Below are 25,926 nucleotides of genomic sequence, written 5' to 3'. Positions count from 1 at the left end.
CGATATCTAGGCGTGCGATGAATAGCCTGGCTATGGTTTTATCCGGATTGTGCGCGGCGGGCCTGGTTTTTCTGCTGCTTGCGCCCTTGCGCGGCGCCGCCGCGGCGGCACCCGCGGCATCTGCCATGCCATGGTGGTGGCGTTGTGCCTGGCCATGGGTGCGCGCGCTGACGCCGCTGGCGGAACCTTTCATGCCATGGCGATCCCGCGATAAGACGGTGCAGGTCCTGGAACGCGCCGGCGTGCCGCGGCAGGTGGAAGCGCGTCATTGGCTGGCCCTGACCTGGCTGATGAGCAGCGCCGGCGCCGGCGCTGCGTTCGGCCTGATGCTTGCATACGATGGCAGTCCGGCGATTCCTTCGGCGCTGGCCGGTTTGATAGGACTGTTTTGGCCGCGCTTGTGGCTGCGCGGCAGGGTGCAATGGCGCAAGCGACGCATCGACCGGGACATGCCTTTTGTGCTGGACATGATGACGCTGTGCGTCGAGGCCGGGCTGGGTCTGCATGGCGCCCTGCTGCAGTCGGCGCAATGCTGCGCACCGGGCCCTTTGCGCGATGCGCTGGACGGCGCGCTGGCCGACATGCGCACAGGCATGTCGCGCATGGCTGCGCTCAAGGCCATGGCCGCGCGCAGCGGCAGCGCAGCCCTGCAGGCGTGGGCCGCCTCGATGGCGCAGGCCGATGCCATGGGCATGAGCCTAGGGCCGCTGATGCGCGGCCAGGCCGCGCAGTGCCGGGCCGACCGCTTTCAGCATGCCGAACGTCTGGCCATGGAGGCGCCGGTGAAGATGCTGTTGCCCCTGATCGGCTGCATCTTTCCCTGCACCTTCATCGTGCTGGGGTTTCCGATCGCTTGGCAACTGCTGCCGGCGTTGCAATAAACGGCGGCGGCGATGGCTCGTTCGTTGCGCCTGGTGCGCCTGCATACGCCCTGGGCGCGGTTATGGGGTTTGCTGTGCCGCCGCCGGCCTCTCGGCAAACGTTGCGGCGTGTGGCTGGCACCTTGCCGGGCCGTCCATACGCTGGGCATGGCCTACCCGATCGACGTGGCCTTCATCGGCAGGCGGGGAGAGGTGCTGAGGACAGTGCGGCTGGCCCCCTGGCGTGCGGCTTTATGCGTGGGCGCTGTCGCGGTGGTCGAGGCCCGCGCGGGCGTCATCGTCGATGCCGAACACCGTGGTGTAGACCGGGTAGAAGCTGCAATACAGCACGCCGCCCGCGAAGATGTTCACCGGCGCCTGCAGGCTGTCGACGATGGTCCCCGACAAGCCTGCGGTCATGAGCAGGCCCGAGATCAGGTTGATGAACATGAAGATGAGGGCCCAGGCCACCCCGTAGACAAGGAAGGCCCATTTGCAGCGCCAGCAGGCGACGATGGAGAAAAACAGCGACTTCATCATGCGCACGCCGTGCCAGGCCACGAGAATGGGCGCGTGCCAGAACAGCGCAGCGACGGGCACGTACAAGGTGGCGAACAGCAGCATGGGTTTGCGCATGGCCATCAGCAGCGGTGTAAGGTCCTGCGCGGTAGTCGCCACGTTCATGGCGTCGACCACGTCGTTGGCAAAGGGCAGCACGGCGATCATCTCGACGCCGATGCAGCACACCGTATAGAGTAGCCCCATGAGCATGAGCTTTCTGAACACGCCCGGCTGCATCAGCGGCTTGGCCCACATCGAGGGCAGCATGACGCGTCCGGCTTCGACGTGCTTGCAGGCCGAGATCGTGATGACGGTAATGACGGGCATCAGCAGCGGCAGCAGCAGGGCGCCAACGGGCAAGGTCAGCGCAGCGAATACGACGAACAGGCTGATCACCATGGCCCAGGTGAACATGGCCAGGGGCTGCTTGCAGAATAGCCGCAGGCCTGTGCGTATCCAGAGCCAGCCGGAGATTGCGGGGAGTGATGCAGCTTGCATGACGTTATGAAGTAAAGAAAGTGATCGGAATGCAGTGCATCAATTATCGGACGCCGCCGATCTGGGGCAAGGCCGGCGCGTCGCCCTGGTGGCGCGCCCGCAACACCCGCTCGAAATGCGTCGGATCGTGCGGCTTGAGCGTCTGGGCCGGGCGCGGCAGGTAAAAGTCATAGAGCCGCGACAGCCAGAAGCGCAGGGCGGCGCCGCGCAGCATCATCGGCCAGGCCCTGATTTCAGCGTCGGTGAAGGGGCGCACGGCGGCATAGGCGGAGAGCCAGGCCTGGGCGAGCTCGGGAATGAATTCGCCGGTCTCGCGCAGCACGCACCAGTCGTTCAGGCTCACGGCCACGTCGAACAGCCAGGTATCGCAACCGGCGAAGTAGAAGTCGATAAAGCCGCCCATGGTCGGCTGCTCGCGCGTGCCGGCGAACAGCACGTTGTCGCGGAAGAGGTCACAATGGGCAGGGCCTGACGGCAGCGACGGCCACGCCTTGGCAGCCTCGGTTTGCGCGGCGATCTCGGCGGCGAGCAGTTCGGCCTGGGCCGGTTCAAGAAAAGGCATGACCTTGGGCACGGTCTGGAGCCACCAGTCCAGGCTGCGCAGATTGGGTTGCCGGATGGCGAAATCGCTGCCGGCCAGATGGGCGCGCGCCAGCGTTGCACCGGCCAGGGCGCAGTGCGCCGTGCCGGGATCGGGTACGTAGGCACCGGGCAGTCGCGTGACAATGGCGCAAGGCTTGCCGTTCAGCTCGGCCAGGCGTGTACCGTCGTCCCGGGTTTGCGGCTCGGGCACCGGAATGCCACGCTGCGCCAGATGATGCATGAGCTCGATGTAGAACGGCAGCTGTTCTCGGGTGAGCACCTCGAACAGGGTCAGCACGTACTCGCCGCGATCGGTATCGAGAAAATAGTTGGTGTTTTCGATGCCTGCCGAGATGCCGCGCAGCGACTTCAGGGTTCCCAATGGGTAGCGCGTCAGCAGGGCGCGCGCGTCGTCGTCGGATACGGGGGTGAAAACAGCCATTGGGTGCGGGAAGAGGGCGTCGGGATTGATCGTCGCGACGGGCTGCCGCGCGCAAAGATTTTAGACTACCGGCGGGGTCGGCCTTGATTGATAGCGGGGAATCGTCTTCGCAGGCGCAGGATTGCGGCCGGTACGTTGTTGGCTTGTTGTATTTGCGCATCAACGATTAGCCGTGCTAGAATTTTGTTCTTCGTTTTTATGCAAGCAAAAACGAATCGCGTGGCGCATTAGCTCAGCCGGTTAGAGCGACGGAATCATAATCCGCAGGTCCCCTGTTCGAATCAGGGATGCGCCACCAGGAATATGAAGCACTTAGGCCAACTCTTGCGGGTTGGCCTTTTGCTTTTCTGCGGTCATGTCCCCCTCGGTGATCGACGATCGCCCGGCCGGCCGGGCGTGCGGCCCATTGAAGGCTACCGGGACCGCTGAAATCTACAATCGACTGCAAGGTGTGCGCTGTCGTTTTCACCGAGCAGTGTCCTCCGGTGCCTCGATCAGACGCCTGATTCCATCCTGGGTCGGGGCCGGATCAGAAAATATTGCTTGACTCGCGCACGCCCAGGCCTCACAGTGGGTTCAGATTTTCAAGCGTCGCGATTCCGTTCTGTCGTGTGCAAGTTAAATAACTTGTCGCCATTGTCCATGTGCCTCGTTGAGGGTCTCTCTTTCGGACGCGTGTCCGCATCTCATCAAGGAAATTCCATGGAAACTGGTATCGTCAAGTGGTTCAACGCCGACAAAGGCTTTGGTTTCATCATGCCCGAAGCGGGCGGCAAAGATCTGTTTGCCCATTTCTCCGAAATTCAAGGCGGCGGGTTCAAGTCGCTCGAAGAAAATCAGCGCGTGAGCTATATCGCCGGTCAGGGAGCCAAGGGCCCCCAGGCAACGAAGATTACCCCGCTGTAATTTTGCTGTAGCCGCATTGCATGTCAAAACCCTCGCAAGAGGGTTTTTTCATTTCCGAGCCGCTATGTCCGGCCGGATGCAGATCCGCGTCGAAATCCGCCGAGATTTTGACGAGAATCAATCCCCCTGCGGACTCAGGCGTTAGCCTGGGTTCAAGTGAAGCGATCGTCGCATTGGCGCGGCGACGCATCTGATTCCGCATGGAGGATTCGATGAAGAGCGATATTCAACTGAAAAAAGACGTCGAACAAGAACTGGAGTGGGATCCGGCCATCAAGGCGGCGGGCATCGGCATCGAGGTGCACGATGGCATGGTGACACTGGCCGGGCACCTGAAGAGCTACACGGAGAAACTCGCCGCCCGCAAGGCTGCGCAGCGCGTCGAGGGCGTCAAGGGTGTCGTGATCGAGCTCGAAGTTCGGCTTCCGAGCGAAAACCTGCGCACCGACGAAGACATCGCAAATGCCGCGCGGTCGGTGCTGAAATGGAATGCGGGTCTGGATGAAAATTCGGTCCAGATTTCCGTCGAGAAAGGCCACGTCATTCTGACCGGCCAAGTCGACTGGGCCTACCAGGCAAAAGCCGCGGAAAAGGCCGTTGCGCCCCTGCGCGGCGTCATCATCGTGGTCAACCAGATCAAGGTGAAGACGCTGGCGAAAACCGGCGACATCGCCGGCAAGATCGAGGCGGCGCTGAAGCGCCACGCGCATGAAGAGGCCCAGCACATTAAAGTGCAGGTCGGCGACGGCACGGTGACTCTGCGCGGGAAGGTCGGTTCGCTGGACGAGAAATCGGCCGTATGCAACGCCGCCTGGTCGGCGCCTGGGGTATGGCGCGTAATCGACGAAATGTCCGTCGGGCGTTAGCGACCGCGCCAGTCTGCTTTTGCGCTTTGCGCTCGCTCCCGGCCGCCAACTGCGCGTCTTGACGGCCGGAAAGCGTGGCGAGGCGCGACCGCTCGTTTTCGTCACGACGCGGTTTTTGTCACGCTTTTCTCCGACCCGAGCAGTACGCGCAATTCGTCCAGCGTACGCGTGTTGAGTACGTCGTTCCGGCAAAGCCAGCCTCGTCGCGCCTGATCGACGCCGTGCCGAAGATTGCCGAAGTCGAGGCGGCTGTGCGCATCCGAATCGATCGAGACGAGTACGCCCTCGTCTTTGGCCATCTGGCAATAGGTGTCGGCCAGATCGAGGCGGTCGGGCTGCGCGTTGAGTTCGAGGTGGCAGCCGCGGGTGCGTGCCTTGCGGATCACCCGTTCCATGTCGATGTCGCAGGGTTCGCGCTGGCCGATCAGCCGCCCGGTGGGATGCGCGAGTATCGACAGGCACGGATGGTCCATTGCCCGTAGCACGCGCTCGGTCTGCTGTACCCGCGCAAGGTCGAAGTGGCTATGCACCGCGCCGACGACGATGTCGAGCCGCTCGAGGAGGTCATCGGGCAGGTCGAGTTGTCCGTCCTCCAGAATGTCCACCTCGATGCCTTTGAGCAGCACAATGCCTTCGAGCGTGCGGTTGACGCGGTCGATCTCGTCGATTTGCTCGGCCAGGCGCTTGGCGTCGAGTCCGTGCGCGACGGTAAGCCGGCTCGAGTGATCGGTGATCGCAAGATAGGAAAGACCGCGATCGCGCGCGGCAAGCGCCATATCGCGCAGCGTGTCGCGCCCATCGCTCGCTTTGGTGTGCGCGTGCAGATCGCCGCGCAAGTCCGAGAGTTCGATGAGTGTCGGCAGGCGGTTCGCGGCGGCGGCCTGCAGCTCGCCGCGGTTCTCGCGCAATTCCGGGGTGATCCACGGCAGCCCGATACAGGCGTAGACCGATGCCTCGGTGTCCCCGGCGATGCGCTCTTCGCCGCGGAATACGCCGTATTCGTTGATTTTCAGGCCGCGTTCCTGGGCGATTCGACGCATTGCGATGCTGTGCGCCTTGGAACCCGTGAAGTACACGAGCGCCGCGCGGTAGTTGGCGGGCGCGACGACCCGCAAATCCACCTGCATGCCGTTGCGCAGCACCACGCTGGAACGCGTGTCGCCGCTCGACAGCACCTCGGTCACGTCTTCATAGTGAACAAAGCGCTGCGTGACGGCAGATGCATTGCGCGCGGCGATCAGGATATCCAGGTCGCCCACGGTTTCGGCGCGGCGGCGAAAGCTGCCGGCAACGATGGCCTCCTCGACGCCCTGCACCGCCTTCAGGTACGCGAGCAGCGGCCTGGCGTATTGCTCGGCGAGCGCGATCCTGAAGCGGCGCGATTTCTTCAGCCGCGCCTCGATGCCGGCGACGATGTGCGCCTCGGTCTTCTCGCCGAAACCGGGCAGGCCGCGAATGCGGCCTTCCTTGGCGGCGCGTAGCAGCTGCTCGATCGTGTCCACGTGCAAGGCATCGTGAATCGCGCGTACGCGCTTGGGCCCGAGTCCCTGGATCTGCAGAAGCTCGCTCACTGCCGCCGGCATTTCGCGGTGCAGCGTTTCGAGCAGCGCGCATTTTCCGGTTGTCGAAATCTCGCGCAGCTTCCCGGCCAGATCGTCGCCGATGCCGCGTATGGTCTTCAGGTTCTCATCGTGCCGGACCATCTCCAGGATGCTTCGACCCAGCTCGGAGACGGAGCGCGCCGCGTTGCGATAGGCGCGCACGCGAAACGGATTGGCTCCCTGGATCTCGAGCAGATCCGCGATCTCGCCGAAGATCGTGGCGATGTCGGTATTTTGAAGGGGCATGATGCCTGTCGGGTCGCTCGTGCATGCGTCGCTATAGCGACGCATGAGGCGCCATCGCGTGCGTGCGCTCGTACACGCTTTGACAGGGCATGCAGCGCTTTGCCGTGGGATAAGCGCTCAACCGGTCAAAGCCGATCGGTTGCCCGCAAGCGATGCACACGCCATAGCGATGCCTGCGAATTCGCTCGCGCGCAGCGCGGATGTCGGTCAGCTCTTCGAGCTGCCGTCCGATCAGGGCGTGATCGATGTCGACAAGCAGGTCTGCCGTGGCCGCGTCGCCCTCATCCGGCGCAATGCCGGTGAGTTCGGCATAAGGCTGCTCGGCGCGCCGGGCGGCCTCGATTCTTATCGAGGCTTGCGCCGCCAGCTCGCGTTCCCGCAATTGGTTGCGCAGCGCTCGCATCTGCGAGCGTTCGAGATGGTGTGATATATGCAATGCCATGCTCATCATTTCCTCTTCGGATCGATGGAGCTTTCATGATCATCCACGGTGCTCGTCTTGCGTTGACGCAGGTCAATTTTTGTAGCCGCGCGAGCGCTGCCACCTCACATGCAGCTGCCTCGGTGTCGTAGAAATGCCGATATGCCCGCAGGCTAGCGGTTTGGCGGTACGCTTTTGCCACGGCCTGAAAATCCGACAGACACTGCAGATGCGCTCCCTGACAGTCAACGCCTCCCTATTCGCCGTTGCGACGGCTTCCTTGCTCGTGGGCGCTCTATCGATATGGGCGCAGAAGACGCAAGCGGCTCACCTGCTATGGGTGCTGGGCGCGCTGCCGGTCCTGGTACTCGTTCTTTACGATGTCGCGCATTCTCTCGCTCGGCGCGAAGTCGGCGTCGATGTGTTGGCGGCGATCGCCATCGCCGGCGCGATCCTGCTGGGCGAGTATCTTTCGGCTAGCGTCATCGCCGTGATGTTCGCCAGCGGCCAGGCGCTGGAGAGTTTCGCCCAGGCGCGCGCCGGGCGCGAAATGTCCGCGCTACTGGCGCGTGCGCCGCGCAATGCCTACCGCATGGAGGGCGGAGAACTGGTCTGCATCGAGCTGGGCGCCGTCGGCATCGGCGATCGGCTGCTCGTGAGGACCGGCGACACCGTGCCTGTCGACGGCGTCGTCCAGTCGCCGTCGGCTACGCTGGACGAATCGGTGCTGACCGGCGAATCCGTTCCGGTCGAGCGGCGCCAGGGCGATCCGCTGCGCAGCGGCGCCGTCAACGCCGGCGCGCCGTTCGAGATCCTGGCGACGGAAACCGCCGAGCGCAGCACGTTTGCCGGCATCGCCAAGCTGGTCGAATCGGCGCGAACGTCCCGGGCACCCGCGGCGCGGCTTGCCGATCGCTATGCGCTCTGGCTCGTGCCGATATCGCTTGGTCTGGCGGGACTGGCCTGGCTGGTGAGCGGCAGCCCTGTGCGCGCGCTGGCGGTAATCGTCGTGGCTACCCCGTGTCCCTTGATTCTTGCCGTTCCTGTCGCCTTGGTTTCCGGCATGTCGAATTGCGCCAAGCGCGGCATCTTGATCAAGGGCGGCGCAGCCCTCGAGGGACTTGCGCGAGCCGCGGTGCTGTTCTTCGACAAGACGGGAACGCTGACGGGCGGGCAGGCGCGCCTCGTTCAAATCCAGGCCGGCGCGCAGGCCGACAAGGCCGAGGTATTGCGGCTGGCCGCATCCCTGGATCAGGTGTCTGCCCACATCACGGCCGCGGCAATCGTGTCGGCCGCACGCGAACGCCGCCTGCGGCTGTCCCTGCCGAGCGAGGTGAGCGAGGAACCCGGCGCAGGCCTTTGCGGCATGGTCGAGGGAGGGCAGGTGAGCGTCGGCACGCCCGGCTTTGTATGCCGGTCGCTGCCGGTGCCGGATTGGAGCGCGAGGTTCCTGGCGACTGTCGGAGGCGAAGGCGGATCGGCCGTCTATGTGGCGAAAGACGGCGCGGTGATCGGCGCCTTGCACCTTGCCGACCAGCTTCGCACGGAAACGCCCCGCGCGCTGCGTATGCTGCGGCAGGCGGGCATTGGGCGCATGGTGATGCTGACGGGAGACCGGCGCGACGTGGCCGCTGCAATCGGCGCCGCGGTCGGCGTGGATGAAATACGCGCCGAACTGGATCCGTCGGGCAAGCTTGCCGTGCTTGCCGATGTGCCGGCCGGCGTGACATCGATCATGGTCGGCGACGGGGTGAACGACGCGCCGGCGCTCGCAGCGGCGGGGGTCGGCGTGGCCATGGGCGCGCGCGGGGCGGCAGCATCGTCCGAGGCTGCCGACGTCGTGCTGCTGGTGGACCGCCTGGACCGGCTGGCCGAGGCCGTGCATTTGGCCAAGGCATCGCGCCGTATTGCGATGCAAAGCGTGGTGCTGGGCATGGGAATGTCGCTGATCGGCATGGTCTTGGCCGCTGCCGGATATCTGGCGCCCGTGTACGGCGCCGCCTTGCAGGAAGTCATCGACGTCATTGCGATCGCCAATGCATTGCGTGCGTTGCGCGTGGCGCCGCTACGGGTCAGCCGCCGACGCCTGTCTGTCGAGCAATACCAGCGTCTTCGCGCCGAGCACGAGGAGCTGCTGCCGTCGCTGGATCGCCTGTCCGGCCTCGCCGATCAGGTTCTGGCGATGCCGGCTGCGCAAGCTGTATCGGCCTTGCGCCAGCTCGACCAGATGTTGTCGGAGAAACTCGTGCCCCACGAGACGACCGACGATGCACGTGTCTATCCGATGGTGGCGGGCCTGCTCGGGGGAGACGATCCCATGGCGTCGCTCAGCCGCACGCATCGCGAGATTTTCAGCTTGGCGCGCAGGCTGCACGGAATCGTGCAGGCATTGGCGCCCGCGTCGGCAGACGAGACGGTCATGCGCGAAGTGCAACGCATTTTGTACGGCCTCGAGGCGATCCTCAGATTGCATTTTGCGCAGGAAGAGGAGCTGTACCTCGCGCTGAGCTAGAAGCGCCGGCGACCGCTTTAGATCGGGTATGGGACGCTCAGTGCTTTTCGGATTGCGCCGCGAACCTGTCCATCAGCGCGAACAAAAGCCCCGACGCCACGAACGTCAGGTGTAGGATGACAAGCCAGCGGATGCGCGCTTCGTCCATGACGACGCCGGGCTCCGTCAGCCGCATGAACGCGCGCAGCAGCGAGATCGCGGAAATCGCGACGATCGAGCCGATCAATTTCATCTTGAGCCCGGAAAAATCGACCGAACCCATCCAGCTTGGCCGATCTTCGTTTTCGCCCGTGTCGATCTTCGAGACGAAGTTTTCATACCCTGAAAACATGACGATCACGACGAGGTTGCCGGCAAGCGAAAGATCGATGAGCGTCAGGACCGCCAGAATGATTTCTTCCGGCTTGGCGGACCAAAGGCCGGGCAAGATGTGAATGAGGTCGCCGACGAACGCGACGAGCAGCATCAGCAGCGACAGGGCGAGGCCGACATAGAACGGTGCCAGCAGCCAGCGCGATTTGAAGAGAAATTGCTCCAGCAGTCTTTCTACGGCGTTTCTGTGATGCATGACGGATTCCATTTCACGATTTGCAGGCCCGGCTCGAGCGGTATGGCGCGACGCGCGCCGCAAGCGCTGCGAAGTTGCCGCAAGTGCGCCCGGTGATGAAGCGTCTATTCTAATGTGCCGGCTTGGCGGTTCGCCGCATCCGCTCTGCGTTGATCGAATCCCTGCAGCCCGGGACAAGGCGCCGGATGCTCAGCGAAAATCCCGGCTCGCGCCCGTTACCTGCGTCAGCCGCCCCAGCAGCGGCGTGAGATCCTGCAGCCGGCTTGCCACGACGTTGCACACTTCGCCCTCGCGCTGCCATCGCCCATACACGGCCAGCAGTTTCGATTGCAGCAATTCGCGGCGCTGGCGCTCGCCGACCTTGTTCCACACCACCACCTGGATGGCGCCCGTCTCGTCTTCCAACGATACGAAGACCACGCCCTTGGCGGTGCCGGGTCGTTGACGCCCAGTGACGATGCCGCAGCACCGCACCCAGCGCCCGTTGGGCAGGTTGTGCAGCTCTTGTGCGTTTTGCAGGCGTCTTTTGTGCAATAGCGGACGCAACAAGGCCAGCGGGTGGCTGCGCAGCGTGAGGCCCGTACTTGCATAGTCGAAGACGACTTCTTCGCCTTCGGGCGCCGGCGGCAGTTCGAGAAACGCCTCGTCGATCGGCGCGTTGCGCAACAGGACGGGGGCCGCTTTCATCGCGCACGCTTCCCACACTTGCTGGCGCCGATGGCCGGCAAGGCTCATCAGCGCATCCGCGCCCGCCAGCCGCCGCAGCTCCTGTTCGTCCAGCGCCGCGCGTCGCGCCAGATCCTGGGCATCGTCAACAGGCATGCGTTCGCGCGCGGCCACGATGCGCTCGGCGGCCGCGCGCGGCAAGCCCGATATCATTCGCAGACCCAGCCGCACCGCTGGAGACTGGGGCAGCCCCTCGAGCGTGCAATCCCAATGGCTGGCCAGCACGTCGACGGGCAGCACGTCGACACCATGGCGACGGGCGTCTTGCACCAGCTGGTTGGGCGTGTAGAAACCCAACGGCTGGCTGTTGAGCATCGCGGCCAGGAATTCGGCCGGATGATGCCGCTTGATCCAGCAGGAGGCATACACGAGCAGGGCGAACGACGCCGCATGGCTTTCCGGAAAGCCGTAATCGCTGAAGCCCTTGATCTGCTCGAAGATCGATTGCGCGAATGCGGCTTCGTAGCCGCGCTCGGTCATGCCGCTGATGAGTTTGGCGCGGTATTTTTCCAGTCCGCCTTTGCGCTTCCAGGCCGCCATGGCGCGGCGCAGCTGGTCTGCCTCGCCGGGCGTGAAGCCTGCAGCCAGCACCGCCACCTGCATGACTTGTTCCTGGAAGATAGGCACGCCCATTGTGCGGCCCAAGGCTTCGCGCAGCGCCGGGCCGGGGTAAGTCTCGGGCTCTTTGCCCTGGCGCCGGTTCAAGTAGGGGTGCACCATGCCGCCCTGGATCGGCCCGGGCCGAACGATCGCCACTTCGATCACCAGGTCATAGAAGCATCGCGGCCTGAGCCTTGGCAGCATGCTCATCTGCGCGCGGCTCTCGATCTGGAAGACGCCGATGGTGTCGGCCTTGCAGATCATGTCGTAGGTCTCGATGTCTTAGGCGTGAATGTCCTGCATGCGGAAGGTCCGACCCTTGCGCTCGCCGATCAAGGCCAGCGCCTTGCCCAGCGCGGTCAGCATGCCCAGCGCCAGCACATCCACCTTGAGCAGGCCCATGGCGTCCAGATCGTCCTTGTCCCATTCGATGACGGTGCGGTCTTGCATGGCCGCGTTTTCGATGGGCACCATTCTCGACAGCGGTTCGCGCGTGAGCACGAAGCCGCCTACGTGCTGGCTAAGATGGCGCGGAAACCCCAACAATTGGCGGGTCAGCGCGATGAGCTGACGCACCTGCAGCGATTGCGGCGTCAGGCCGGCGCCGGCCAGCAGTGCGGCATCGACAGGCTCTCCGTCCCACCAGCGATGGCCTTTGGACAGCGCGTCCAGCGTATCCGGATCGAAGCCCAGCGCCTTGCCCACGTCGCGGATCGCGCTCTTGGGCTGGTAGCGGATCACCGTGGCCGTGAGCGCGGCGCGCTCGCGCCCGTATTTCTGGTACAGATATTGGATGACTTCTTCGCGCCGCTCGTGCTCGAAATCCACGTCGATGTCGGGTGGCTCGTTTCTTTCTCTGGAGATGAAGCGTTCGAACAGCATCGACATGCGCGCCGGGTCCACTTCGGTGACGTTGATGCAGTAGCAGACCACGGAGTTCGCCGCGCTGCCGCGCCCTTGGCAGAGGATGTTGCGCGAGCGCGCAAAGGCCACGATGTCGGCGACGGTGAGAAAGTACGGTTCGTAATTCAGGTCCGAGATCAGCGCCAGTTCATGCTCGATTTGCGCCCGCACCTTGGCGGGAACGCCATCGGGCCAACGCCGCGCGGCGCCTTCGTAGGTGATGCGGCGCAGGTGGCTGGCCGGGGTCTGGCCGGCCGGCACGACTTCTTCGGGATACTGGTAGCGCAGTTCGTCCAGGCTGAAAGCGCAGCGCGCCGCTACTTGCAGCGTCTCGGCCAGCAGTTCGGGCGGATAGATCCGCGCCAGGCGCAGGCGCGAGCGCAGATGCCGTTCCGCGTTCGGCTGCAAGCCGTGCCCGCACTGGGCGAGCGGCTTGCCCAGGCGCGTCGCCGTGAGCACGTCCTGCATCGGTTTGCGCGAACGCACATGCATGTGCACGTCGCCGCAGGCCACCAGCGGGATGGCCGTGAGCGCGTTGACTTCGCGCAGGCGATGCAGCCACATCCTGTCATCGAGCTGGTGCAGCAGCTCCACCGCCAGCCAAGAGCGACCCATGAAACGGTCCAGCATCCAGCGCGCGACGGCCAGCAACTGCTGCGGCGCAGCGCCTCGCCGCGGCGAGGCCAGCAGCACGCAATCGGCCAGCGCTTGCGGGTCGATGTCGGCGGCGCGCAGCCGGTAGCTGCCCTTGGTGTCGGAGGCACGCCGCAGGCGGGTGATGAATTCGCAGAGATTGCCGTAGCCGTTGCCGTTGCAGGCGATCGCGATCAGGGTGAAGGATGCCAGCGGCGCTTCGGCTTCGATCTCGAACTGGCTGCCGATCAGCAAGGTCATGCCGTGCTCTTTGGCTGCGACATGCGCTCGCACGACACCCGCCATCGAGCATTCGTCGGTGATGGCCAGCGCCTCGTAGCCGAGCTTGGCGGCGCGTTCGACGAGTTCCTCCGGATGGCTTGCGCCGCGCAGGAACGAGAAATTGCTCAGGCACCGCAGTTCGACATAGTCGGGGATGCAAGCCGGTGCGTTCATGCGAACCATCCGTGCAGATACCAGGCGGCGTCGTCGCCGGCCAGGCGTTGCTGGAACACCCACAGCACGCCCGCGTTCTCGCTCAGCGCCACCCAGTAGTCGCGTTCGACATGATGGGTGGATGCGTCGTCTTCGCCGCGGTGCCACCATCCGCCTTCGATGCGATGCGGGCCGGTAAGCAGCATCAGCGGCCCCTGGTACAACGGCCGATTTTCGCGCACTGCGAGCCGCTGCGGCTCGGGCAGGACGAAGGTCGGCTGCGGCATGCCATGCTGCGCCAGGGGGTGCCGAGGCTGAGGCTGGGGCGCCGGCTGCCACCGCTGCATCCATTCGATGCGATGGTCTTCGCACAGCACGGGCCGCCGCACACGCTGCGGGCCCAGGCGCGCGGCGATGCGCTCCAGCACGCGGGTCAGCGATTCGCTTTCGGCCCTGGCATCGGGCAGCAGCGAGGCGCTGTGCTCTGGCAGCGGCACGACGTCGACGACTTCCAGCGTCAGCTCGCCCACCGGCGCCTGCAGTTCGACGCGGGCCAGGTGCTCTTGCAGCAGCCGATGCAGGTGTTCGACCTCGCGCATCGGCTGTGCGGTATGTATCGTCAGTTCGCCGCCGTCGCCGGCGCGCAAGGTATCGTGCGCCCAGCGCAGCGTGAACACGGTGGTGCCGGCATGCCTGGCGGTCAGCCAGCCGCAGAGCTGCACCAGCAGGCGGCGCGCGCCGAACAGCATGGCGGGCGCGGTCTCGACGCGCGCCATCAGTTCCAGCCGCGCATGGAAGGTCTCGGGCAGCTCGATCCAGCAATGCGCTTCGGACCTCAGGCCGTATGCCTGGTCGAGTGCGTTCAGCAGGTCTTTGCCGAAACGCCGACTGACGCCGCCGCGCGGCAGGCGCCGCACATCGCCCAAGGTGCGGCAGCCGAGCTGGGCCAGCGTGAGATGGTGGGGCGCGACGGCCGAGAGCACCTCCATCGGCAAGGCGTCGAGCAAATCCTGCAACGGCTGCCGCACGCCGTTGAGCACCCCGGCACGCACGCAGGCCAGCGCGGCCAGGCTGTTGGGCGCCCAGGCAATGCCGGCGACGCCCAGGTCGGGCGCCTGGCCCGCGATGCGCTCGTGCAGCGCGCGGCGGCCGCCGAACAGGCGTGTGCTGGCCTGCACCTCCAGGACGACGGCTTCATCGGCGATGGCGACACGGGGGGTGAATTGCAGAGCCCAGGCCGCCAGCGCATGAAGGGCGTCATTGGAGGGCGGCGTCGCGTCGGGAGCGCGGGGCAGGGACAGGGCGACCCATAGCATTGGCGGGCATCTCGCGAGAAAACAGCCGGCTGGGGCGCAGCATCTGGGGCGTAACGACGCCGGTCAGACTGCCGGGGATGGACGCAAGCGTGAGGGTTCCGTCCAGCATGGGGCCGCGGCGCTTGAGGATCTGCAGCCGCAGCTCCCAGTCCAGGCCGAAGCCGGCATGCACGCGCAGCGGCGCGGCCGAGGATTCGTGCCGGGCGGTGTCGGGGCGGCACAGGAACACCAGGCCCTCGCAGGACTGCGCGCAAACCTGCAGGCGCCGGATCTGCTCGGCCCGCGCCTGCGGTAACCAGGCGATGACGGCGCCGCAGGCGCGGGCCTTGATCAGCTGTTCGGTCGTCCACAGGCGTTCGGCGGGCGTTTGTGCCTCGATCCAGATAAAGCGCCGTTCGTCCAGGCCCATTTGCTGCAGACCCGGCATATGCGGCTGGCGCGGGGGCGCGACGGCGGCGATCTGCCCGCCGCGCGCGGTGATTTGACGCAGGGCCGGGCTCAGCAGGCGCCATTCGACGATCGCGGGCTGCGGTACCAGCACATCGACGAGCGATTGGCTGGGCCAGCCGCCGCCGGGCAGCTCGCGGTCCAGCACCGGCCAACCGGTGGGTTCGGCCGTCGTCGGCAGGCGGCCGAGCTCGCTGCCGCGCCAGATGCCGGGCAGGGCATCCGGCGCGACAGGGGGGGCTGCACTCGAGCGGTCGTCGGGGTAAGAAGGAATGGCCATATACTGTATATTTATACAGCATATATGGCCGGCCGGCCATCGCCGAAATTAGCCTCCCAGTGCTTCCAGCCGAGTGCAACTGAATTCTGCAAGTGCTTTGAAGATGGCGGACGAGCGCTCGAGTCGCGCAATTGTTCGTGCCCCTTCGAGAGCGGCAACCAATGCCGCAGCGGTAGCAGACGCGCGAGCCGATGAGAATCCGCATCCTCGGAAATGCGCTGCGATGATTTCAGTAGAGTCGGCGAAACCGCGCGCTACGCGCGCGGTCAACTCGGCATCGAGCGCTGGCAGTTCATTTGCCAGGTTCTGCATCAGACAGCCGTACCGGAAATCCGTGGCAACCATCTCGCCTGCAAAGGTCTCGTATATCTGCCTGACGAACTTTGCAGCGTCGCCCTTTGTGTTTGCCGAGATATTCTGCAATACGGCAATGCGGCTCGCGACATAGCGATCAATGGCCTCCTCGGCCAACTGAGCCTTGCCGCGCGGGAAGTGGAAATAAAACGATCCTTTCGGCGCACCGCTTTCCGCGAGGATTTGCGTCAACCCTGTCGCGGTGTACCCCTGAATGCGAAATAGTCGCTGTGCAGCGTCAATCGCGCGATCACGCGCGTCAGTCTTACTTGTCATTTTCTAAATCCGCGAAATTAACTTGACGCAAATATGTCGATCACCATATTATGGTGATCGCCATACAAACGCCAATCATATTCGATACACAACCCCGTTTATCCTGCTGATCCAGATTGATGTTCAGTACAACAAGGGGACATCATCGCGCCAATCGGGTCAGTCCTCGTCAATTCAACCATGAGAGAGACATGACCACCGACTCTTACGCCGACGGAACGCTACCCAAGGGAGTCCGCTCGCGCCTCATTCACGGCGTCAACGGCCTCGACGTTCATATTCTCGAAGGCGGCTACGAGAGCGCCAACCGACCCCTTGCTTTGCTGCTTCACGGCTTCCCGGATCTGGCCTACGGCTGGCGACATTTGATCCCGATGCTCGCCGACGCCGGATATCACGTCGTGGCGCCCGACCAGCGCGGTTATGGCCGCACCACAGGGTGGATCAACAGTTATGACACGCCGCTCGAGCCGTTCAGCATTTTGAACATGGCGCGTGACGCTATCGCATTAGTCTCGGCGCTAGGATGTCGGCGGACTGCAATGCTTGTCGGGCACGATACCGGCTCGCCCATTGCCGCCTATTGCGCGATCGCCCGACCGGACGTATTTCCATCTGTCGCGCTAATGAGCGCGCCATTTCCCGGCGTGCCGCAGTTTCCGTTCAACACAGCGGAAACCGGGTCGCCGACAACTGTGCCGAACACCGACAACCCGCAATTGGCGGACGAACTCGCGGCGCTCGATCCGCCGCGCGAGTTCTACCAACAATACCTAAGCACGCGGCGGGCGAACGAAGACATGTGGCATCCGCCACAAGGCCTGCACGCGTTTCTGCGTGCCTTCTTTCACGTAAAAAGCGGCGACTGGGATGGCAACCAGCCGCATCCGCTCAAGGCGAAGACCGCCTCGGAACTCGCGCGGATGCCGACCTATTACGTCATGGACCGCGGCAAGACGATGCCCCAGAACGTCGCACCGTTCCAACCCTCCCTGGACCAGGTAAATGCCTGCACATGGCTTACCGACCCGGAACTCGGGGTCTATGTCGAGGAGTATGCACGGACCGGATTCCAAGGCGCCCTGCAGGCCTACCGCATTTACTGCGATCCCAGACTGACCGCCGAACTGCGCCTGTATTCGGGAAGGACACTCGACGTTCCAACTCTGTTCATTGGCGGCGAGAGCGATTGGGGCACCTATTCGGCGCCGGGAGCGCTAGAAGCGATGAAAGCGGGAGCGGCGACCAGGATTCACGGTGTCGAGCTTATCGAGGGCGCCGGCCACTGGATCCAACAGGAGCGACCGGAACGCCTCGCCTTCTTGCTACGCTCCTTTGGGCGTGAGCTTGGGAGGCTGGATGGTTTGCGCAGTTAGGACTGCAAGCAACAGTGCATGCGGGTCTGCGCTGAGATGGGCATCAAAGGAGCAAATCGCTTCATCCGCAGCTGCACCCGAAGCGTTCTTGCCGAGTTCGGTCCAGCTGCCGGCGAGGAAGTCGTTCACTTGCCGTAGCGCCTCGATCACCGCCTGTATGGCAGCTTCGCGCCAACTTTCTTCCTTGTCATCCGCGGCGACGCGGCTGGCTATTGCCGGACCTGCGATTGTAGCTGTATAAAAAAACAGTATTATCTTGGTTTTCCAGGTTCGGGACGATGCTGCCTCCCCACCGCTACTACTACCTGCACAACTTTCAGCGCGCGCTGGACTGGCTCGCCGAACGCTACGGCGATCTGCTGGACGAGTCCGAACAGGCGTTCCTCACGCAGTTCGCACCGTTGCCCCAGCCTTCGCGGGCGCTGATGGTGCGCCTGCTGATGCGACGCGGCCCCTGGTTTCTGGCGCACAAGCTCGCCTACGAAGAAATTCCCGACATCGCCGGCGCGGCCGCGCCGCTGCTCGCGCTGGGCTGGCTCGACACCGGTCATTCCTTGGCGCTGCACGAGCTGTTCGCGCTGCACACCAAGCCCGAACTGCTGCGTTTGTTCGCTGGCGCGCCGATCCACGCGGGCCAGCGCAAGGCCGAGATGCTGCAGACGCTGCAGCCCCTGCACGAAGCGCCGCAGCGTTACGCCGTCTGGAATCCGCAAGCGCCCGAGGCCGCCTGGCGCGTGATGACGGGCGAACTGTGCGAACGCCTGCGGCTCATGTTTTTCGGCAATCTCTACCAGGACTGGTCGGAGTTCGTGTTGTCCGATCTAGGGGTATTTCGCTACGAGCCCGTGGCCTTCGACGCCGCTTCGCGCGCCTTCCAGTCGCGCGCCGACGTGGAAGGCTACCTGGCCTTGCATGCCTGCCGCCGCGCGCTCGACGAGGGCGCCGACATCGACGCGCTGCTGCGGTCCGTGGCTTCATGCGCAAGCGCCAATCCCTGGCTGGAACAGCGCCGCGCCAAGGTGTTGCTGCGCATAGGACAGGCCTGTGAACGCGCGCAGGATTGGACTCGCGCCGAACAGGCCTACGCGCAAAGCGCTTATCCCGGCGCACGCCATCGTCGCATTCGCGTGTACGAACGCATGCAACGTCTTGACGACGCCATGGCGCTGGCTCAAGCCGCCCAGGCCCGGCCCGAAAGCGACGAGGAAGCTCAGCGCGTGGCGCGCATGATGCCGCGGTTGCGGCGCGGCCTGGGCTTGGGCGCCGCCGCCCGCTCGGCGAGTCTGGCGCCCGTTGTGGCGCAACTGCGCATGGAGCTGGAATTGGACGCGCCCGCCGAGCCGTCGTCCGTGGAGTTCGTGCTGCGCGATCACTGGCACAGCGCAGCCGCACCCGTGTTCTACGTCGAAAACGCGCTGGTCAATTCGCTGTTCGGTCTGCTGTGCTGGACGGCCATTTTCGCGCCGCTGCCGGGCGCGTTCTTCCATCCTTTCCAGAGCGGCCCGGCCGATCTGGGCGCGCCGGATTTCGTCTCGCGTCGCGCGGCGCTGTTCGATGCCTGTCTGGCGCGGCTCGACGACGGCAGCTGGCGCGAGGCAATCCGCCGATGCTATGCCGACAAGCAGGGCCTGCAATCGCCCTTCGTGTTCTGGAGCGTGCTGACCGAGCCGCTGCTGGAACTGGCGCTGGACTGCATTCCTGTCGCGCATCTGAAGCTGTTCTTCGCGCGGCTGCTGCGCAATGTGCCGGCCAATCGCACGGGGTTTCCGGACCTGGTGCGATTCTGGCCGGCCGAGCGCCGCTACGAGCTGGTCGAGGTCAAGGCGCCGGGCGACAAGCTGCAGGACAACCAGATCCGCTGGCTGCAGTATTGCGCCGCGCAGGGCATTCCGGTGCGCGTTTGCCATGTGCGGTGGCGCGAGCAAGTGATGGAGCACGCGAAGTGAGCTACACCGTGGCCGTGCGTGCGCTGTGCGAGTTCACCGCACGCTCGGGCGATCTGGATCTGCGCTTCACGCCCGCGCCCAGCGCGCTCGAAGGCATGGCCGGCCACGGCCTGGTGCAGTCGAGCCGGGGCGAGGGCTATGAAACCGAGATCAGTCTGTCGGGCCGGTACGAAGACTTGCAGGTGCGCGGCCGCGCCGACGGCTTCGACTCGCAGGCGGGGCAGCTCGAGGAGATCAAGACCTATCGCGGCCCGTTCGACGGCGTGCGGGCCCATCATCGCGCGCTGCATTGGGCGCAGGCCCGCGTCTACGGCCATCTGTTGTGCCAGGCGCGCGGCCTGGCGCGATTGCGCGTGGCGCTGGTGTACTTCAACGTCGGCACCGAACAAGAGACCGTACTGGTCGAAACGCACGAGGCCGGCGCATTGAAGGCTTTCTTCGAAGACCTGTGCGCGCGCTTTCTGGAATGGTCGCGCGGCGAGGCCGCCCATCGCCGGGCGCGCGATGCGGCGCTGGCTGCGCTGCGGTTTCCCATGGCGCGTTTCCGCGCGGGCCAGCGCGAGTTGGCGGTGGCCGTATACCGCAGCGCGCGCGCCGAGGCGGGCGGGCGCTGCCTGATGGCACAGGCGCCCACTGGCATCGGCAAGACGCTGGGCACGGTTTTCCCCATGCTCAAGGCCAGCGCCGGCCAGGGCCTGGACAAGCTGTTCTTTCTCACGGCCAAGGGCACGGGCCATGCGCTGGCCCTGCAGGCGCTGGCCGTCGTGGAGAATCAACTGGCGGCGCAGTCGCATCCCCGGGTGCTGCGCGTGCTGGACGTGCAGGCCCGCGACAAGGTCTGCCAGCATCCGGACAAGGCCTGTCATGGCGAGTCCTGCCCGCTGGCACGAGGTTTTTATGACCGTCTGCCGACCGCGCGAGCCCAGGCGCTGGCGCTGGCGCAACCCTGGGACGCCACTGCGCTGCAGACGGTGGCGTCGCGGCACCAGGTCTGCCCGTATTACCTGGCGCAGGAGCTGGTGCGCTGGAGCGACGTAGTGGTGGCCGACTATCACTACTACTACGACAGCTCGGCCATGCTCTACGCCCTGACTCAGGCGCAGCAGTGGAAGGTGGGCGTGCTGGTGGACGAGGCGCACAACCTGCTCGAGCGCGGGCGGCGCATGTACACGGCCGAGCTATCGCAATTGGCCCTGACCGACGCGCGCCGGACGGCCAAGGCCATACAGGCAGACGCCGTGTACATGGGGCCGGTGAGCAAGGCGCTGGACAAGCTGCAGCGTGCCTGGAACGCGTTCAACGCGGAGCAGGCCGGCGACTATCAGGCTTATGACGCCGTCCCCGCCGCGCTGTTGGGCGCGGTGCAGCGCGCCGTGGGCGCCATCGCCGATGCCCAGGCCGACCGGCCCATGCTGCCGGGCGACCCGGTTCTGACCTTCTACCTTGAGGCACAGCAGTTCATGGCGCTGGCCGAGCAACTGGACAGCCATGCCTTGTTCGATGTCAGCCTCGCGCCGGCTCGCGTGCGGCCACGCAAGACGCCGGCCTCCACGCTTTGCATCCGCAATGTGATTCCCGCGCCGCACCTGGCGGCGCGCCCTGCGGGCGCGCATGCCACGGGGCTGTTCTCGGGCACCGTGAGTCCGCCGGATTTCTACCGCGACATTCTGGGTCTGCCGCAGCACACGGGCTGGATCGAAGCGGCGGCGCCTTTCCAGGCCGAGCAACTGGACGTGCAGATCGCCGACCACATCTCCACGCGCTGGCGCGACCGGGAACGATCGCTGCAGCCCATCGTGGACATGGTGGCGCGGCAGTACGGGCGTGCGCCCGGCAACTATCTGTGCTTCTTCAGCAGCTTCGATTATCTGCAGCGCGTCGCCGAATGCATGCGGCGCGCGCACCCGCAATTGCCCGTCTGGCTGCAGACGCCGTCCATGGACGAGACCGATCGCGCCGATTTCCTCGCGCGATTCACCGAAGCGGGGCAGGGCATCGGCTTTGCCGTGCTCGGCGGCGCATTCGCGGAAGGCGTGGACTTGCCGGGCCGCTGCCTGATCGGCGCCTTTGTGGCCACGCTGGGCCTGCCCCAGGTCAATCCCGTCAACGAGCAGATGAAGCGCGCCATGGACGCGCACTTCGGCGCGGACAAGGGCTACGACTACACCTATCTCTATCCGGGCCTGCGCAAAGTGGTGCAGGCAGCCGGCCGCGTGATCCGCACCGAAGCGGACCAGGGCGTGGTGTTTCTCATCGACGACCGTTATCGGCGCGGCAAGGTGCAGGCCTTGCTGCCGCATTGGTGGCGGGTGGGCGGCAACTGAGCGACGGCGCTCATGCCGGGTTCCGCATCCCCGTCACATAGTCCGGATAGCGCCGGCAGATCTCGTCGATCTGGTTCAGCGTGCCCGAAAGATGCTCGCGCAGCGCCTGCTGCGCGAGGGTCACGTCTTGAGCTGCGATGGCATCGAGGATGCGCTGGTGGTCGCGCACGATGCGCCTGGCCTTGCCGGCCTCGGGCAGGTGCAAGCGGCGCAGGCGGTCCACGTGGCCGCTGTGGCGTTGTTCCAGTTCCCACAAGGCTGCCACGCCGGCGGCGTCGTGCATGTCGCGATGAAACGCGAAATCGGCGGCGATGAAGTCCTGGTAGCGGTCTTGCTGATCCAGGTAGGACTGCTGCGTGTCGATATGCGCCTGCAGGCGCCGGATCAGATCCGGATCGGAACGGCTAGCCAGGACGTAGACGATTTCCAGTTCCAGCGAGCGGCGCAGGAAATGCGCCTGCCGCGCGGCGGCGATATCGATGCGGCTGACCGAGGTGGTGTGCTGCGGAAAGATGTCGACCAAGCCTTCGTCGCGCAACTGGATGAGCGCGTCGCGGATGGGGGTCTGGCTCAGGCCGAAGGCCTGGGCCAGCTCGCCGCGGGCCAGCAGGGCGCCGGGTTTGAGTTCCAGCGACACGATGGCTTCGCGCAGTTTGGCGAAGACCTGCGGCGCGGCGTGGCGCGAGCGGTCCAGCCGGAGGTCGTTGCTGAGGATATCGGGCAGGGACATGGCAGCTTGAGGAGACATTTTTGCGCATTTTACGGAGTTCGATTTTACTTGATGCACTAATATATTAGTGTTTTAATGCATCGAAATTCAGGCAATCGATTCGAGGAGAAGGCCGGCATGGGCCGCAATTACGAAGAACTGCGCAGCGCGCGCTGGCTGGCCAAGGACGACCTGCGCTCTTTCGGCCACCGATCGCGCCTGATGCAGCTGGGCTACGGCCCAGAAGATTGGGCCGGCCGGCCCATCATCGCCATCATCAATACCTGGTCCGATCTCAATAGCTGCCACGGCCACTTCCGCCAGCGCGCCGACGAGGTCAAGCGCGGCGTGCTGCAGGCGGGTGGCTTTCCGGTGGAACTGCCGGCGATCTCGGTAGGCGAGGCCTTCGTCAAGCCCACCACCATGCTCTATCGCAACTTTTTGGCGATGGAAGCCGAAGAGCTGCTGCGCAGCCATCCGGTCGACGGCGCGGTGCTGCTGGGCGGGTGCGACAAGACCACGCCGGGCCTGTTGATGGGCGCGTTCAGCGCCGGGCTGCCCTGCATCTATCTGCCCGCCGGCCCCATGCAAAGCGGCAACTGGAAGGGGCAGCCGCTGGGCTCGGGCTCCGACGCCTGGAAATACTGGGACGAGCGGCGCGCGGGCAAGCTCAGCCAGGCGCAGTGGATCGAGGTCGAAGGCGGCATCGCGCGCAGCCACGGCACCTGCATGACCATGGGCACGGCCAGCACCATGACCGCCATCGCCGACGCGCTGGGCATGAGCCTGACCGGCGCGTCGAGCATCCCGGCGGTCGATGCCTCGCACGTGCGCATGGCGGTCGAATGCGGCCGCCGTGCCGTCGCCATGGTGTGGGAAGACCTGACGCCGGCCAAGGTGCTGTCGGTCGCCTCGTTCAAGAACGCCATCAACGTGGCCATGGCCGTGGGCTGCTCGACCAACGCCATCATCCACCTCATCGCCATGTCGCGCCGCGCGGGCTGCGCCGTCACGCTGGACGACTTCGACGCGGCCAGCCGCAAGGTGCCCGTGCTCGCCAATATCCGGCCCAGCGGCGACAAATACCTCATGGAAGACTTCTACTTCGCCGGCGGCCTGCGCGGCTTGATGTCGCGCCTGGCGGCCGATCATCTCGATTTGTCGGCGATGACGGTCTCCGGCCGCACGCTGGGCGAGAACCTGGCGGGGGCCGAGGTCTACAACGACGACGTCATTCGCCCGCTGGACAACGCCATCTACGACGAAGGCGCACTGGCCGTGCTCAAAGGCAATATCGCGCCCGACGGCTGCGTCATCAAGCCCAGCGCCTGCGCGCCGCGGTACCTCAAGCACACCGGACCGGCGCTGGTATTCGACGACTATCCCAGCATGAAGGCCGCCGTCGAGGACGAGAACCTGGACGTCACCGCCGACCACATCCTCATTTTGCGCAATGCCGGCCCGCTGGGCGGGCCGGGCATGCCGGAATGGGGCATGCTGCCCATCCCGGTCAAGCTGGTCAAACAGGGTGTGCGCGACATGCTGCGCCTGTCCGACGCGCGCATGAGCGGCACCAGCTACGGCGCCTGCATCCTGCACGCTTCGCCCGAATCTTATGTGGGCGGGCCGCTGGCTCTGGTGCGCACCGGCGATCTGATCACGGTCGACGTGCCGGCCCGCACCATCAACATGAACGTGAGCGACGAAGAACTGGCCGCGCGCCGCGCCGCCTGGACGCCGCCGCCGCCGCGCTATGAGCGCGGCTACGGCTGGCTGTTCTCGCGCCACATCAAGCAGGCCGACCAGGGCTGCGATTTCGATTTCCTGGAAACCGACTTCGGCGCGCCGGTGCCCGAGCCCGATATTTTCTGACCGCACGGCCCGCGCCGCGCGGCATTCATCTCTTGCAAGGACTTTTCCCATGACCGCCATGAATCCCGACGTTCGTCAGAAACTGATGGGCGTCAGCACCGCCACGCTGTGCACCGCGCTGTTCAAGCGCGGCTTGCGCAACCAGTTCATCCAGAACGTGTATCCGCTCAACGCCAGCCTGCCCAATATGGTCGGGCCGGCCTTCACCCTGCGCTACATCCCGGCTCGCGAAGACCTGAACACCATCAAGGTGTTCGAGGATCGCGGCCACCCCCAGCGCGTGGCGGTCGAGACCTGCCCCGAAGGCGCGGTGCTGGTGATGGACAGCCGCAAGGACGCGCGCGCGGCGTCGGCGGGCTCCATTCTCGTGACGCGCCTGATGAAGCGCGGCGCGGCCGGCGTGGTCACCGACGGCGGTTTCCGCGATTCGCCCGAGATCGCGGAACTGGGCATGCCCGCCTATCACAGCCGCCCGTCGGCGCCGACCAATCTCACCTTGCACCAGGCCCTGGACATCGACGTGCCCATCGGCTGCGGCGACGTGGCCGTGTTCCCGGGCGACGTGGTGGTGGGCGACCGCGAGGGCGTGGTGGTGATTCCGGCGCATCTGGCCGAAGAAATCGCAGGCGAGGCCGTCGAGATGACCGCGTTCGAGGATTTCGTGACCGAGGAAGTCCGGGGCGGGCGTTCCATCCTGGGACTGTACCCGGCAACCGAGCCGGGCACGCGCGAACGTTTCGCTGTCTGGCGCGCCGAGAACGGACGCTGATTTTTTAAACACCGAATTTCTATCGATTTTTATTGCACAACAACCAAGAGGAGACACCTGCATGAACATTCAACGACGCATCGCTCTGGGCGCCTTTCTGGCCACGGCCATTCTGGGTACGTCCACCGCTCAGGCGGCCTGGCCCGCCGACAAGCCCATCACCTATGTGGTGCCTTTCACCCCGGGCGGCTCGACCGACGTGGTCGGCCGCATGATCGCGCAGAAACTGTCGAAGATCCTGAACCAGAACATCATCGTGGAAAACCGCGCCGGCGCCGGCGGCGGCATCGGCGCGGCCTATGTCGCGCATGCCGCGCCCGACGGCTACACGCTGTTCGGCGGCACCATCAATACCAATGCGATCAACTACAGCCTGTACAAGAACCTGCAGTACAGCCCCAAGGATTTCGCGCCGGTGTCGCTGGTCGCCACGCTGCCCAACGTGCTGCTGGTCGCGCCCAATATCGGCGTGAACTCGGTGTCGGACTTGATCGCGCTGCTCAAGCGCGATCCCGCCCGGCGCACCTTTGCCTCGTCGGGCGTGGGCACCTCCACGCATCTGACGGGCGAGCTCTTTGCCGCCACCATCGGCGTGCCGCTGACGCACATTCCCTACAAGGGAACGCCGCCCGCCATGGTCGACGTGTCTTCCGGCGCGGTCACCTTCATGTTCGACCAGATGACCGCCGCGCTGCCGCTGCTGCAAAACGGCAAGCTCAAGCTCCTGGCCGTGACCACGGCCCAGCGCATGCCCATGTCGCCGGACACGCCGACGCTGGGCCAGGCCGGTCTGCCCGGGTTCGACGTCTCCTCGTGGCAGGCGGTCTTTGTGCCCAAGGGTACGCCCCAGCCCATCGTGGACAAGCTTTCCAAGGCGATCGCCGAGATCGTCAAGGA

At 65.2% G+C, this 25,926-nt stretch carries 20 protein-coding genes, 1 tRNA gene and 2 pseudogenes; 12 read left to right on the top strand and 11 right to left on the bottom strand.

Going from position 1 to position 25,926, the window contains the following annotated elements; all coding sequences use genetic code 11:
* Positions 1–193 (bottom strand): hypothetical protein (locus ACTHJ1_RS18985; protein WP_440195957.1); only part of this gene is annotated, 193 nt, incomplete at its 3' end.
* On the opposite strand from ACTHJ1_RS18985, the gene ACTHJ1_RS18980 reads away from it, so the two are divergent.
* A complete protein-coding gene (locus ACTHJ1_RS18980) occupies positions 192–881 on the top strand; it encodes a type II secretion system F family protein (RefSeq protein WP_440195954.1) in 690 nt (229 codons plus the stop codon). The genes ACTHJ1_RS18985 and ACTHJ1_RS18980 overlap by 2 nt on opposite strands.
* Positions 882–893: 12 nt before the next feature.
* Positions 894–1,109 (top strand): annotated as a pseudogene (locus ACTHJ1_RS18975) (DUF192 domain-containing protein); the annotation flags it as partial.
* A gap of 3 nt (positions 1,110–1,112) precedes the next feature.
* On the opposite strand, the gene ACTHJ1_RS18970 reads toward ACTHJ1_RS18975, so the two are convergent.
* Together ACTHJ1_RS18970 and ACTHJ1_RS18965 are read right to left on the bottom strand one after the other, a co-directional pair.
* The gene (locus ACTHJ1_RS18970) at positions 1,113–1,919 is read right to left on the bottom strand and encodes a BPSS1780 family membrane protein (RefSeq protein ID WP_440195951.1); all 807 of its coding nucleotides are present in this window, start codon (positions 1,917–1,919) and stop codon (positions 1,113–1,115) included.
* A 43-nt stretch (positions 1,920–1,962) separates the two neighbouring features.
* Positions 1,963–2,943, bottom strand: a complete 981-nt coding sequence (locus ACTHJ1_RS18965; protein ID WP_440195948.1) for a homoserine kinase — start codon at positions 2,941–2,943, stop codon at positions 1,963–1,965.
* A gap of 221 nt (positions 2,944–3,164) precedes the next feature.
* On the opposite strand from ACTHJ1_RS18965, the gene ACTHJ1_RS18960 reads away from it, so the two are divergent.
* From ACTHJ1_RS18960 to ACTHJ1_RS18950, 3 genes are all read left to right on the top strand, one after another.
* Positions 3,165–3,241: transfer RNA gene (locus ACTHJ1_RS18960), tRNA-Met, on the top strand.
* Positions 3,242–3,645: 404 nt separating this feature from the next.
* Positions 3,646–3,849: a cold-shock protein gene (locus ACTHJ1_RS18955; RefSeq protein ID WP_440195946.1), complete on the top strand. Its 204-nt coding sequence runs from the start codon at positions 3,646–3,648 to the stop codon at positions 3,847–3,849.
* A gap of 212 nt (positions 3,850–4,061) precedes the next feature.
* Positions 4,062–4,715, top strand: a complete 654-nt coding sequence (locus tag ACTHJ1_RS18950; RefSeq protein WP_440195943.1) for a BON domain-containing protein — start codon at positions 4,062–4,064, stop codon at positions 4,713–4,715.
* A 101-nt stretch (positions 4,716–4,816) separates the two neighbouring features.
* Here the strand turns inward: ACTHJ1_RS18950 and polX are convergent, their stop codons facing one another.
* Together polX and ACTHJ1_RS18940 are read right to left on the bottom strand one after the other, a co-directional pair.
* Positions 4,817–6,562 (bottom strand): DNA polymerase/3'-5' exonuclease PolX, encoded by a 1,746-nt coding sequence (gene polX / locus ACTHJ1_RS18945; protein ID WP_440195941.1) that lies wholly within the window; start codon positions 6,560–6,562, stop codon positions 4,817–4,819.
* A gap of 31 nt (positions 6,563–6,593) precedes the next feature.
* Entirely contained in the window at positions 6,594–7,004 is a 411-nt protein-coding gene (locus ACTHJ1_RS18940; protein WP_440195938.1) for a TraR/DksA family transcriptional regulator, read from the bottom strand.
* A 208-nt stretch (positions 7,005–7,212) separates the two neighbouring features.
* Here ACTHJ1_RS18940 and ACTHJ1_RS18935 point away from each other — a divergent pair, with 208 nt between their 5' ends.
* A complete protein-coding gene (locus ACTHJ1_RS18935; protein WP_440195935.1) occupies positions 7,213–9,495 on the top strand; it encodes a heavy metal translocating P-type ATPase in 2,283 nt (760 codons plus the stop codon).
* A gap of 37 nt (positions 9,496–9,532) precedes the next feature.
* Here the strand turns inward: ACTHJ1_RS18935 and ACTHJ1_RS18930 are convergent, their stop codons facing one another.
* The 5 genes and pseudogenes from ACTHJ1_RS18930 to ACTHJ1_RS18910 all read right to left on the bottom strand — a co-directional run bounded on the left by ACTHJ1_RS18930 (position 9,533) and on the right by ACTHJ1_RS18910 (position 16,033).
* A complete protein-coding gene (locus ACTHJ1_RS18930) occupies positions 9,533–10,240 on the bottom strand; it encodes a TIGR00645 family protein (RefSeq protein ID WP_440195932.1) in 708 nt (235 codons plus the stop codon).
* Between the two features lie 12 nt (positions 10,241–10,252).
* Positions 10,253–13,381 (bottom strand): annotated as a pseudogene (locus tag ACTHJ1_RS18925) (error-prone DNA polymerase).
* On the bottom strand, positions 13,378–14,676 hold the full coding sequence (locus ACTHJ1_RS18920; protein WP_440195929.1) for a Y-family DNA polymerase: 1,299 nt from the start codon (positions 14,674–14,676) through the stop codon (positions 13,378–13,380). The pseudogene ACTHJ1_RS18925 and the gene ACTHJ1_RS18920 overlap by 4 nt, the downstream one beginning before the upstream one ends.
* On the bottom strand, positions 14,618–15,403 hold the full coding sequence (imuA, locus tag ACTHJ1_RS18915; RefSeq protein WP_440195926.1) for a translesion DNA synthesis-associated protein ImuA: 786 nt from the start codon (positions 15,401–15,403) through the stop codon (positions 14,618–14,620). Before imuA ends, ACTHJ1_RS18920 begins: the two co-directional genes overlap by 59 nt.
* A 48-nt stretch (positions 15,404–15,451) precedes the next feature.
* Complete coding sequence (locus ACTHJ1_RS18910; RefSeq protein WP_440195923.1) at positions 15,452–16,033, bottom strand: TetR/AcrR family transcriptional regulator; 582 nt, start codon at positions 16,031–16,033, stop codon at positions 15,452–15,454.
* Positions 16,034–16,224: 191 nt separating this feature from the next.
* Here ACTHJ1_RS18910 and ACTHJ1_RS18905 point away from each other — a divergent pair, with 191 nt between their 5' ends.
* From ACTHJ1_RS18905 to ACTHJ1_RS18895, 3 genes are all read left to right on the top strand, one after another.
* Positions 16,225–17,409, top strand: coding sequence for an alpha/beta fold hydrolase (locus ACTHJ1_RS18905; protein ID WP_440195920.1), 1,185 nt, complete (start codon positions 16,225–16,227; stop codon positions 17,407–17,409).
* A 278-nt stretch (positions 17,410–17,687) separates the two neighbouring features.
* Positions 17,688–19,355, top strand: coding sequence for a VRR-NUC domain-containing protein (locus tag ACTHJ1_RS18900; RefSeq protein WP_440195918.1), 1,668 nt, complete (start codon positions 17,688–17,690; stop codon positions 19,353–19,355).
* Complete coding sequence (locus ACTHJ1_RS18895; RefSeq protein ID WP_440195915.1) at positions 19,352–21,679, top strand: ATP-dependent DNA helicase; 2,328 nt, start codon at positions 19,352–19,354, stop codon at positions 21,677–21,679. Before ACTHJ1_RS18900 ends, ACTHJ1_RS18895 begins: the two co-directional genes overlap by 4 nt.
* 10 nt (positions 21,680–21,689) lie before the next feature.
* Here the strand turns inward: ACTHJ1_RS18895 and ACTHJ1_RS18890 are convergent, their stop codons facing one another.
* A complete protein-coding gene (locus ACTHJ1_RS18890; protein ID WP_440195912.1) occupies positions 21,690–22,427 on the bottom strand; it encodes a GntR family transcriptional regulator in 738 nt (245 codons plus the stop codon).
* Between the two features lie 99 nt (positions 22,428–22,526).
* Here ACTHJ1_RS18890 and araD point away from each other — a divergent pair, with 99 nt between their 5' ends.
* From araD to ACTHJ1_RS18875, 3 genes are all read left to right on the top strand, one after another.
* Positions 22,527–24,260 (top strand): L-arabinonate dehydratase, encoded by a 1,734-nt coding sequence (gene araD, locus ACTHJ1_RS18885; RefSeq protein WP_440195909.1) that lies wholly within the window; start codon positions 22,527–22,529, stop codon positions 24,258–24,260.
* Between the two features lie 58 nt (positions 24,261–24,318).
* Positions 24,319–25,029 (top strand): ribonuclease activity regulator RraA, encoded by a 711-nt coding sequence (locus ACTHJ1_RS18880; protein WP_440195959.1) that lies wholly within the window; start codon positions 24,319–24,321, stop codon positions 25,027–25,029.
* 61 nt (positions 25,030–25,090) lie between these two features.
* Positions 25,091–25,926, top strand: an 836-nt coding sequence (locus tag ACTHJ1_RS18875; protein WP_440195906.1) for a Bug family tripartite tricarboxylate transporter substrate binding protein, incomplete at its 3' end; no start/stop codon positions are given.

This window comes from Bordetella sp., assembly GCF_051960075.1.
In the GTDB taxonomy this organism is placed as follows: domain Bacteria; phylum Pseudomonadota; class Gammaproteobacteria; order Burkholderiales; family Burkholderiaceae_B; genus Bordetella.
This window is presented reverse-complemented; position numbering and strand designations above follow the sequence as displayed.

What these genes read in the sequence shown, in the direction of transcription:
- polX (WP_440195941.1), bottom strand. Translation starts at nt 6,562, where the DNA reads ATGCCCCTTCAAAATACCGACATCGCCACGATCTTCGGCGAGATCGCG.
- ACTHJ1_RS18940 (WP_440195938.1), bottom strand. Translation starts at nt 7,004, where the DNA reads ATGGCATTGCATATATCACACCATCTCGAACGCTCGCAGATGCGAGCG.
- ACTHJ1_RS18980 (WP_440195954.1), top strand. Translation starts at nt 192, where the DNA reads ATGCCATGGCGATCCCGCGATAAGACGGTGCAGGTCCTGGAACGCGCC.
- imuA (WP_440195926.1), bottom strand. Translation starts at nt 15,403, where the DNA reads ATGGCCATTCCTTCTTACCCCGACGACCGCTCGAGTGCAGCCCCCCCT.
- ACTHJ1_RS18890 (WP_440195912.1), bottom strand. Translation starts at nt 22,427, where the DNA reads ATGTCTCCTCAAGCTGCCATGTCCCTGCCCGATATCCTCAGCAACGAC.
- ACTHJ1_RS18900 (WP_440195918.1), top strand. Translation starts at nt 17,688, where the DNA reads ATGCTGCCTCCCCACCGCTACTACTACCTGCACAACTTTCAGCGCGCG.
- ACTHJ1_RS18955 (WP_440195946.1), top strand. Translation starts at nt 3,646, where the DNA reads ATGGAAACTGGTATCGTCAAGTGGTTCAACGCCGACAAAGGCTTTGGT.
- araD (WP_440195909.1), top strand. Translation starts at nt 22,527, where the DNA reads ATGGGCCGCAATTACGAAGAACTGCGCAGCGCGCGCTGGCTGGCCAAG.
- ACTHJ1_RS18950 (WP_440195943.1), top strand. Translation starts at nt 4,062, where the DNA reads ATGAAGAGCGATATTCAACTGAAAAAAGACGTCGAACAAGAACTGGAG.
- ACTHJ1_RS18905 (WP_440195920.1), top strand. Translation starts at nt 16,225, where the DNA reads ATGACCACCGACTCTTACGCCGACGGAACGCTACCCAAGGGAGTCCGC.
- ACTHJ1_RS18920 (WP_440195929.1), bottom strand. Translation starts at nt 14,676, where the DNA reads ATGCTATGGGTCGCCCTGTCCCTGCCCCGCGCTCCCGACGCGACGCCG.
- ACTHJ1_RS18965 (WP_440195948.1), bottom strand. Translation starts at nt 2,943, where the DNA reads ATGGCTGTTTTCACCCCCGTATCCGACGACGACGCGCGCGCCCTGCTG.
- ACTHJ1_RS18880 (WP_440195959.1), top strand. Translation starts at nt 24,319, where the DNA reads ATGAATCCCGACGTTCGTCAGAAACTGATGGGCGTCAGCACCGCCACG.
- ACTHJ1_RS18935 (WP_440195935.1), top strand. Translation starts at nt 7,213, where the DNA reads ATGCGCTCCCTGACAGTCAACGCCTCCCTATTCGCCGTTGCGACGGCT.
- ACTHJ1_RS18910 (WP_440195923.1), bottom strand. Translation starts at nt 16,033, where the DNA reads ATGACAAGTAAGACTGACGCGCGTGATCGCGCGATTGACGCTGCACAG.
- ACTHJ1_RS18970 (WP_440195951.1), bottom strand. Translation starts at nt 1,919, where the DNA reads ATGCAAGCTGCATCACTCCCCGCAATCTCCGGCTGGCTCTGGATACGC.